We start from the raw sequence: 7,661 nt of genomic DNA on the forward strand, positions 1-7,661 counted from the left end.
AGTTTGAACTGGACCAGCAGGGCCACTTCGTAGGCAGCCGCGACACGCTTGCAACCCAGATCGAAGCCCTTATGGGCGATGCGAACGCAGGCGGCATGAGCGACCCCAGCATGTTCGTAGAGCCGCTGATGAACCAGTTCCGCTTCTATCCCGACACACCCGTATCGGTCAGCGACAGCTGGGAAATTGAGACCGAACTGAATATGGGCATGCCCTTCATGGTCACCGCCGTGTATACGCTCGATGAGGTGGTGGATGCAGAAGCAATGATCGACGTGGTCATTGAACTCGAAACCGACGGCAGCCCCCTTGAACTGGGGCAAGGCGTAGAAGCCGAAGCGTTCCTGTCGGGCACACAGTCGGGCACGCTCACTGTAGATCTGGAGTCGGGTCTGTTGCAGGCCATGGAGCAGTCCGGGTCTATTTCAGGATTTGCCGAGTTCACCCCGCCGGGCCAAAGCGAGGTCACCGAAATGGATATGGATATCCAGAGCGACGTGTCGTTTGAAGCCGAGCGCGTAGCCGACTCCGCTGCCGAATCAGAGACCGAGTAACTCCTGGGCCAACGGTTTTATCCGGACGGTTTGCCCCCGTGTCTACGTTTTTTTCCTATGTCCCGTGCTGTTGTGCGTCTTGCTCCAGAAGGCTCTGCACTCATTGGTGTTGCTGCGCTGCTGGCCCTGCTGCTGGGCGGCCTCGGCCTCTGGTTTGGAGGCATCGGGGGGGCGCTGATGGGCGGGGTAGGCACCCTGGCGCTCGGGTTTACCGTCTGGTTCTTTCGGGACCCAGAGCGCCACGCCCCCACCGAGGCCCGCACCGGCACCGCCCTCGTGGCCCCCGCCGATGGCAAGGTCGTGGAACTGGTGGAGAATGAGGCATCCGACTTTATCGACGGACCGGCGCGGCGCTGCTCCATCTTTCTCTCGCCGCTGAATGTACACGTCAACCGCGTGCCCGCCACCGGCACCATTGCATGGACACGCTACATACCGGGCGAGTACCTGGTGGCCTGGCACCCAAAGGCCAGCGAGAAGAACGAGCGCTCGGAGGTAGGCATGCACCACACGTCGGGCGTGCCCATTGTCTTCAAGCAGATTGCAGGCGCGGTGGCCCGGCGCATCGAGTTTACCCTACACGACGGGCAGACCGTAGAGGCCGGCGCGCGCTACGGCATCGTCAAGTTCGGCTCGCGCATGGATATTCTGGTCCCCGACTCCGTCGAATGGACCATCGAGGTAGGCACCCGCGTGCGGGCTGGTGAAACGATCATCGGTCACCTTCATCCTCCAGATGCTCCTGCGTCGTAGTCGTTCTGCTTCTTCCGGTAGTCAGCTGGTCGTCAGCGTCTTATCATGCGGATCTGTGGTTTCTTTTTGTCTCCAGTGCTATGCGCAGCGCCGAATGCCTCCCCCGAATCGGCCACGCGACGGCGCGAAATCCGACGGCGGTTTGAGGCCTACCGCCAGTCGCGCCGTGCAGATCGGGGCGAGCGCCCCCCACCCCGCGTGGCGGTGCCCTCGTTCTTCACGCTGCTGAATCTGTTCTGCGGCTTCCTGGCCCTCACCCAGGTCTGGGAGGGCAGCTTTGTGATGGCCTGCTGGCTGATTGTCCTTGCCGGTTTTTTTGATCTGCTCGACGGCATGATGGCGCGTCTTACCAACGCGGTAAGTCCCTTTGGCGTGGAGCTGGATTCGCTGAGCGATGTGGTGTCGTTCGGGCTGGCTCCGGCCTTCCTGGTGTATGTGTACAGCCTCAACGAATTTGGGCCGCTGGGCCTGATTGTGGCCGCCCTGCCGGCCCTGTGCGGCGCGGTGCGGCTGGCCCGCTACAACATGAGCTTCGACGGCGAAAAGAAGGACTATTTTGAAGGGCTACCCATTCCGGTGCAAGCTGTAACCGTTGTTGCCTTCATCCTAACAGCCGAGACTGCAAGCTGGGGCCCCGAACTGGCTCAGGTGCAGGTGCTCGTGCCCGTGGTTATCGTGCTTTCGGCGCTTATGGTGTCGAGCATCAACTTCGACGCCATTCCGCGTCCGACTGTGGCGTACATTCGGGCGCGTCCGCAAAAAGTATTGGCATATGTGCTAGCCGGTGTGCTTATTGTAGGATTGCAGGCTGTGGGACTACTTGTTGTGCTTGCGCTGTATGTGCTGCATGGCATGGGCCAGGCGGCCTACCGGCTGGGCAAAGCGCTCACAACCCCGCTAACGTAACGCCACCGGCGCACGCCACCCGTTCCACTGCTACCTATTCCTGCGTAGACCGGTTAGGTAGACCGGCTGGTTTGTTTACTCACTGGAGGCCGCAGCCTGCGCTGCGATTCGTTTTCTTGCTGTGTTTTTCTGCTTTTGGCTATGCCAACGTACCACGCTACTATTGCAATTACGCTGCGTCCATCCATTCTTGACCCAGAGGGCAAGGCCGTACATCAAGCGCTTCAGAATCTGGGCCAAACCAGCGTGCAGAATGTGCGCGTGGGCAAGCGCATTACGCTAACCATTGAGGCCAAAACCAAAGATGCCGCTTATGACGTGGCCGAAACGTCGTGCCAGAAGGTGCTGGCCAACCCCGTCACCGAAAACTATGAGATCGAGATTGCAGCCGCAGCCCCGTCGGCGGCCTAATCGCGTGCCCTTGCTTTGGCCTTTGGTGCCACTTGTACTTTAGCTTGCGGTCCTATGGCTTCTTTTACACTGCTTTCTGATGCCTTGTCGCTCGGCTCTGTACCTCCGCTGCATGAGGGCACCGGCCTGCAATGGGGAGAGCGATCCCTGTCTCCAGGTCCGCAGCCCACAGCCGCCGCGCCGGAAACGGCCTCGCCCGATGTGGAGGTGCTCGAAGAGGAAGACGACGGAACCGACACCGACGCTCCCTGGACGGTTATCCTCTTCAACGACGAGGTGCACACCTTCCAGGAGGTGATTACCCAGTTGGTCAAGGCCACGGGCTGTACATCTGCAAAAGCCGAAAAACTGGCATGGACGGTGCACACCAAGGGCAAAGCCACCGTGTACGAAGGCTCGTTTCAGGAGTGCTTCGACGTCCAAGCCATCCTCAATGAGATTAACTTGATCACCGAGATTCGAGGATAGACGCGTGGCTTCGTCCCCGCCCTGCCTTTTTAATTTGGTAAAGCAACGGGTCGTCCGCTCGCTTATACTACATACAAAGCCTCCTCCCCCCACCCTCGCAGGGCGTACTTGCTGTCAGCCGTAAACCCTGTATCGCCACGGTGAAAACCGAATCCGTGGCTTGGAACCGACCGCAGCCGCTTGCTTCTTCATTGCACCCTTTCGTCTTAGCTTTTTACACTGACTATGGATTTAGCCCCACTCACTGTGCTGAACGGTGCCTACACCGTTCGCCGTACACTGGAGAACTCCAGCCCGTTCGATTTCAAATACCTGGGCGAACGGTCGTCTGATGGCCAGGAGGTCATCATTCGCGAGTTTTTTCCGTCGCCCCTCATCCGTCGTAAATCTGGGAAAACGTCGGTCAGTGCAAAAGGACAAGACCAGCAGGCGGCCTTTGACGAGGGACTCGACTACTTTGCGAAAGAATCGCGCGTGCTGGGCCAGCTCTCTCATCGGGCGTTGCCGCAAGACTACGACGTGTTTGAGGCCAACGGCACGATGTATCGTGTGCGGAATCAGCATCCGAGTATGCCGCTCGCCGAAGGCTTGCGCACAAAGGGCGCACTGCCCGAAAAAGCGGCGCTTACAATTATGATACCCGTGCTCGAAGCGCTGCATGAGGCCCACGAGGCGGGGCTCTACCACGGCGGCGTTTCCCCCGACACCATCCGCCTGCTTCCCGATGGCAATGTGCTCGTTACGGGCTTCCGCGGGGCCTATCTGCAACTGGCTCGCGACCTGGACGTGCTCGACGACTTCATTCACCCCAGCACGAGCGCGATTGAGCAGTATACGCCGCGCGCTGAGCAGGGGGCTGCTACCGACATCTACGCCGCAGCCGCCACCATCTGCATGATGGTGACGGGCAACGAGCTGCCCACCGCAAAAGACCGGCTCTCTGACGACCAGGCCGACCCGATGGAGCTGCTCGTGCAGGATGCGGATGCCTTTACCTCGCCCGAGGTGCGCGATGTGCTCCTAAGTGCACTGCGCGTTGATCCGTCAAAGCGGCTTCAGTCGGCAGAGGAACTGCGCACCACGCTGGAGTACGCGTCGGAGCGCTACGACAGCGATGACGATGCCTACGTCGTAGTGCCAGTCGAAGACGATGGCCCTGCCGAAGCCAATGTCATCAGCGAAGGCCCCTCCGATGACGGAGGTACCAATCCATTGCTCATTGCACTGCCAGCGCTTGTTGTAGTGGCTGGCCTCGCCGCCTGGTTCTTCATGGGAAGCGGTGATCCCTGCAAAGACTTTACGGCCGTATCCATCGATGAAGCCCGCACCTGCTACCTCGAAAACAACACCCCTGTTGAGGTTACGCTTAGCGGCACCGTAACGCGCGCCTTCGACGATTACGTACGCATGCAGGATGAAAGCAGTGATCTGGGAGCCAGCGGCATCGTCGTGCGGCGTACAACCGGTTCGTTCCACGATGCCGTTTCCAACGGCGACATCACCCCCGGCACGCAGCTTGACGTAACTGGCACCATAAGCGACTTCAATGGACTGCTCCAGCTCAACGAAGAAAACCTCGACGACTATGAAATCACCGGTACCACCGATGTGCCTGAGCCACTTTCAATAGACGTGCCGACGCTGGCCGATGAGGGCCTTGCATACGAAAGCGTGCTGGTGCGTCTGGAAGACCTTGAGATCGATGACGATGCAACCGAGTTTGAGGGGCAGGCGGACTACGTTGTCGTGCAAGATGGCAACACAGCCGCATTCCGCATACAGCGCTCCTCCGAAACGGAACTGCCTGGGACATCCGTGCCACAGGAGGCATTCACCTACGAAGGCGTCGTTGGCCAATTCAACGGCGAGCCGCAGCTACTCCCCATCCGCACCAGCGACTTGCAGGTGCAGGAGTAAGCAATGCGTGCCTTTGCCGCAAGCGGTAATCTTCTCTGATCTGCCGTTGCCTGTAGCACAACGTAAAGCGCCCCACGCTGTCAGAGTGTGGGGCGCTTCTGTATATTGACGAGATGCGTCGAGATACGCTTATTATCCGTTGCGCTATGCGGCTTCAGCCGTGGCAGGGGCCCACATCTCGTTCTCCTCTTTTGAGGCGTCCATGTTCACAGGAACGGGGTAGTTGCCTGTGAAGCACGCGGCACAATAGCCCTGCGTGTTGTTTGAGTTGGCGCCATACACGGCCCGCTTCATACCCTCTACCGAGAGGTAGGCCAACGAATCCACCCCGAGCCACTCGCCAATCTCTTCCACGCTGTCGAACTGATTCGCCAGGAGCTCCTCCTTGTTGGGGAAGTCCATACCGTAGAAGCATGGATGTGTAACCGGCGGGCACGACACCCGAAAGTGCACCGAGGAGGCCCCCGAATCTCGCAGCATTTTTATGAGATGCCGGGCTGTGGTGCCACGCACAATGGAGTCATCAAGCACAATGACTGTGCGGTCTTGCAGCAGCCCCTCGACTGTGTTGAACTTACAGCGCACCTTCATTTCACGGCGGTCCTGGCCGGGCGCAATGAACGTGCGCCCTACGTAGTGATTCCGGATCAGCCCAAGCTCGAAGCGGCAGCGGTAGCCTTGCTCTGTGCATTCATTGGCGTAGCCAAGGGTGGCGGTGTTGGCCGAGTCGGGCACTGGAATGACAATCGGCGTTTTGGCATCGTCGTCAACCTCGGGGACGGGCGCCTCGCGGGCCAGCTCTACACCCAGGCGGCGGCGCACCTTGTCGACCATCTCGCCGAAGATCTTGGAGTCGGGCCGCGAGAAGTAGACGTACTCGAAGATGCACTGGCTTACGCCGAAGTTCGTGGGGATCTCGTAGCTCTGGAAGTCGCCACCGTTCGCGCAGCCCTCGCGATCGATGACCAGGATCTCGCCGGGGCGGATGTCGCGCACGAACTCGGCACCGATCATGTCGAAGGCACACGTTTCGCTGGCCACACAGTACGCAGCCCCGCCCGCCTGGTCGGGATCGCCCAGCCGTCCCAGCGCGAGTGGACGAAAGCCGTTCGGGTCGCGCACGGCAATCAGATGCTCATCGGTCAGGAGCACGAGTGAGAATGCACCCTCCACCTGCATCAGCGCGTCGATGACCTGGTTCAGGTGCTTCTGGCGACGGCTCTGGGCCGTGAGGTGCAAGATGAGCTCGCTGTCGCTGGTGGTCTGGAAGAGCGTGCCGCGCTCGCTGAAGCTCTTGCGCAGCTCGCGCGCGTTCGACAGGTTGCCGTTGTGCGCCAGCGCCAGGTTGCCTTTGCGGTGGTGCACCACCAGCGGCTGAATGTTGGCGCGGTTCTGCGACGAGCCCGTGGTCGAGTAGCGGTTGTGGCCAATGCTGGCGTCCCCAATGAGGTGGTCGTCGAAGAGCTTCGGGTCGTCGAACACGTCGAGCACGAGCCCAAAGTCGCGATGCACCGGCATGATGGGGGCGCCGGTCTCGGGGTCGGTGGTCGACGTGACAATCCCGCTCGATTCTTGGCCGCGATGCTGCAAGGCATGCAGGCCGTAGTAGGTGTGGCGTGCAGCATCAGGAGTATTGAAGATGCCAAAGATACCACAGTGGTCTTTCACACTCATAAGTCAGGGGGAGGCTGGCGCCGACGGACATCGGCAGATGGCAGAGAAGCAACAGCGCATCCACGGTAGATGCACATGTAGGCAACCTGTGCCGCCCGGAGATTGATCCGCTGGGGCGTTTGCTTCAATCGACCTTCGTGGCAACGGTCCGCTCCTGCTGCTACAGCGCAATCAGGGCAGCGGCGAGCCCGATGCCCACGGCGTTGGCGGTCATATCACGCCAGCTGAAGACGTTTTGAGGGCGGCGGTGATCGTACAGCTCTTTGGTGAGGCCAACGGTGAATCCGGAGGTGAGCGCCCACGGCACGGATTCGTTGTGCGAGAGCGCCGTTTTGTGAGCAAGCACGTACTGCGAACTGAGCGTCCACAGAAAGCTGTAGCTCAGGTGCAGCGCCTTATCGCGGGCGAACCACGGGTCCTTGCGAGCGGCGCGGTGCAGTGTGCGATACGAGATGCGCGTTGCAACCGGGCGGGTCGGCGCACAGGTGGGGGCTGCGTGTGGACGCACGCTTCGGGCAGGCGTAAATCGGGTGGGCTCCTCATGCATCCGAATGGAGGCCAGAGCGGGGCCGTGGGATGGGCCGCTCCCGGAAATGTTCGGGCAGGCGGCGCGCGTCTGGCTCTGCGCCTGAACGGGCGGGGGGAGCAGGAGGCTTAGCATCCCCCCAACTCCAATTAGCCCGCAAAGCAGTATCCCGATACGCTTTACATACATGGCGTTAGAGCGTGCCGGTGATGTATCCGATGATGATGATAAGCACCACAATCGGAATGATGTAGCGAATCACGAACATCCAGACCGAGAGCACCTGAGCGCTCAGGTTGCTGCCCTGCATCATCTCCTGGGCGGCTTCGTCGGCGCCCCAGACCCAGCCAATGAAGATGCTCAGGAAGAACGCGCCAAGGGCAAGTCCGACGCTGCCCACGTAGTAATCCATGAAGCCCAGAAAGCCGGTATCGGGACCGAAGATGCCGCCT

The 7,661-nt window shown here is 60.4% G+C and carries 8 protein-coding genes and 1 pseudogene; 6 read left to right on the forward strand and 3 right to left on the reverse strand.

The window, feature by feature from the left end:
• The 6 genes from R6U20_RS10225 to R6U20_RS10250 form a co-directional block, all read left to right on the forward strand.
• Positions 1 to 554: DUF6263 family protein (locus R6U20_RS10225; RefSeq protein WP_410337758.1), on the forward strand; the 554-nt coding region annotated here is incomplete at its 5' end.
• A gap of 57 nt (positions 555 to 611) precedes the next feature.
• Complete coding sequence (locus R6U20_RS10230) at positions 612 to 1,307, forward strand: phosphatidylserine decarboxylase (RefSeq protein WP_410337759.1); 696 nt, start codon at positions 612 to 614, stop codon at positions 1,305 to 1,307.
• Between the two features lie 75 nt (positions 1,308 to 1,382).
• Positions 1,383 to 2,213, forward strand: coding sequence for a CDP-diacylglycerol--serine O-phosphatidyltransferase (gene pssA / locus R6U20_RS10235; protein WP_410337765.1), 831 nt, complete (start codon positions 1,383 to 1,385; stop codon positions 2,211 to 2,213).
• 141 nt (positions 2,214 to 2,354) lie between these two features.
• Entirely contained in the window at positions 2,355 to 2,624 is a 270-nt protein-coding gene (gene purS, locus R6U20_RS10240) for a phosphoribosylformylglycinamidine synthase subunit PurS (RefSeq protein WP_410337760.1), read from the forward strand.
• Positions 2,625 to 2,678: 54 nt separating this feature from the next.
• Positions 2,679 to 3,092 (forward strand): ATP-dependent Clp protease adaptor ClpS, encoded by a 414-nt coding sequence (locus tag R6U20_RS10245; protein WP_410337761.1) that lies wholly within the window; start codon positions 2,679 to 2,681, stop codon positions 3,090 to 3,092.
• Between the two features lie 225 nt (positions 3,093 to 3,317).
• The gene (locus tag R6U20_RS10250) at positions 3,318 to 5,009 is read left to right on the forward strand and encodes a protein kinase domain-containing protein (protein WP_410337762.1); all 1,692 of its coding nucleotides are present in this window, start codon (positions 3,318 to 3,320) and stop codon (positions 5,007 to 5,009) included.
• 144 nt (positions 5,010 to 5,153) lie between these two features.
• Here R6U20_RS10250 and purF read toward each other — a convergent pair whose 3' ends face one another.
• The 3 genes and pseudogenes from purF to R6U20_RS10265 all read right to left on the reverse strand — a co-directional run.
• Positions 5,154 to 6,683 (reverse strand): amidophosphoribosyltransferase, encoded by a 1,530-nt coding sequence (purF, locus tag R6U20_RS10255; RefSeq protein ID WP_410337763.1) that lies wholly within the window; start codon positions 6,681 to 6,683, stop codon positions 5,154 to 5,156.
• A gap of 160 nt (positions 6,684 to 6,843) precedes the next feature.
• The gene (locus R6U20_RS10260; RefSeq protein WP_410337764.1) at positions 6,844 to 7,344 is read right to left on the reverse strand and encodes a hypothetical protein; all 501 of its coding nucleotides are present in this window, start codon (positions 7,342 to 7,344) and stop codon (positions 6,844 to 6,846) included.
• A 58-nt stretch (positions 7,345 to 7,402) separates the two neighbouring features.
• Positions 7,403 to 7,661: pseudogene (locus R6U20_RS10265) on the reverse strand (sodium-dependent transporter); the annotation flags it as partial.

Origin of the sequence: Longimonas sp. (assembly GCF_046498435.1) — a bacterium.
Classification (GTDB): Bacteria; Bacteroidota; Rhodothermia; order Rhodothermales; family Salinibacteraceae; genus Longimonas.

Excerpts from the sequence above, each read along its gene's own strand:
- R6U20_RS10230 (WP_410337759.1), top strand. The coding sequence starts at position 612 with ATGTCCCGTGCTGTTGTGCGTCTTGCTCCAGAAGGCTCTGCACTCATT.
- purS (WP_410337760.1), top strand. The coding sequence starts at position 2,355 with ATGCCAACGTACCACGCTACTATTGCAATTACGCTGCGTCCATCCATT.
- R6U20_RS10245 (WP_410337761.1), top strand. The coding sequence starts at position 2,679 with ATGGCTTCTTTTACACTGCTTTCTGATGCCTTGTCGCTCGGCTCTGTA.
- R6U20_RS10250 (WP_410337762.1), top strand. The coding sequence starts at position 3,318 with ATGGATTTAGCCCCACTCACTGTGCTGAACGGTGCCTACACCGTTCGC.
- purF (WP_410337763.1), bottom strand. The coding sequence starts at position 6,683 with ATGAGTGTGAAAGACCACTGTGGTATCTTTGGCATCTTCAATACTCCT.
- R6U20_RS10260 (WP_410337764.1), bottom strand. The coding sequence starts at position 7,344 with ATGCTAAGCCTCCTGCTCCCCCCGCCCGTTCAGGCGCAGAGCCAGACG.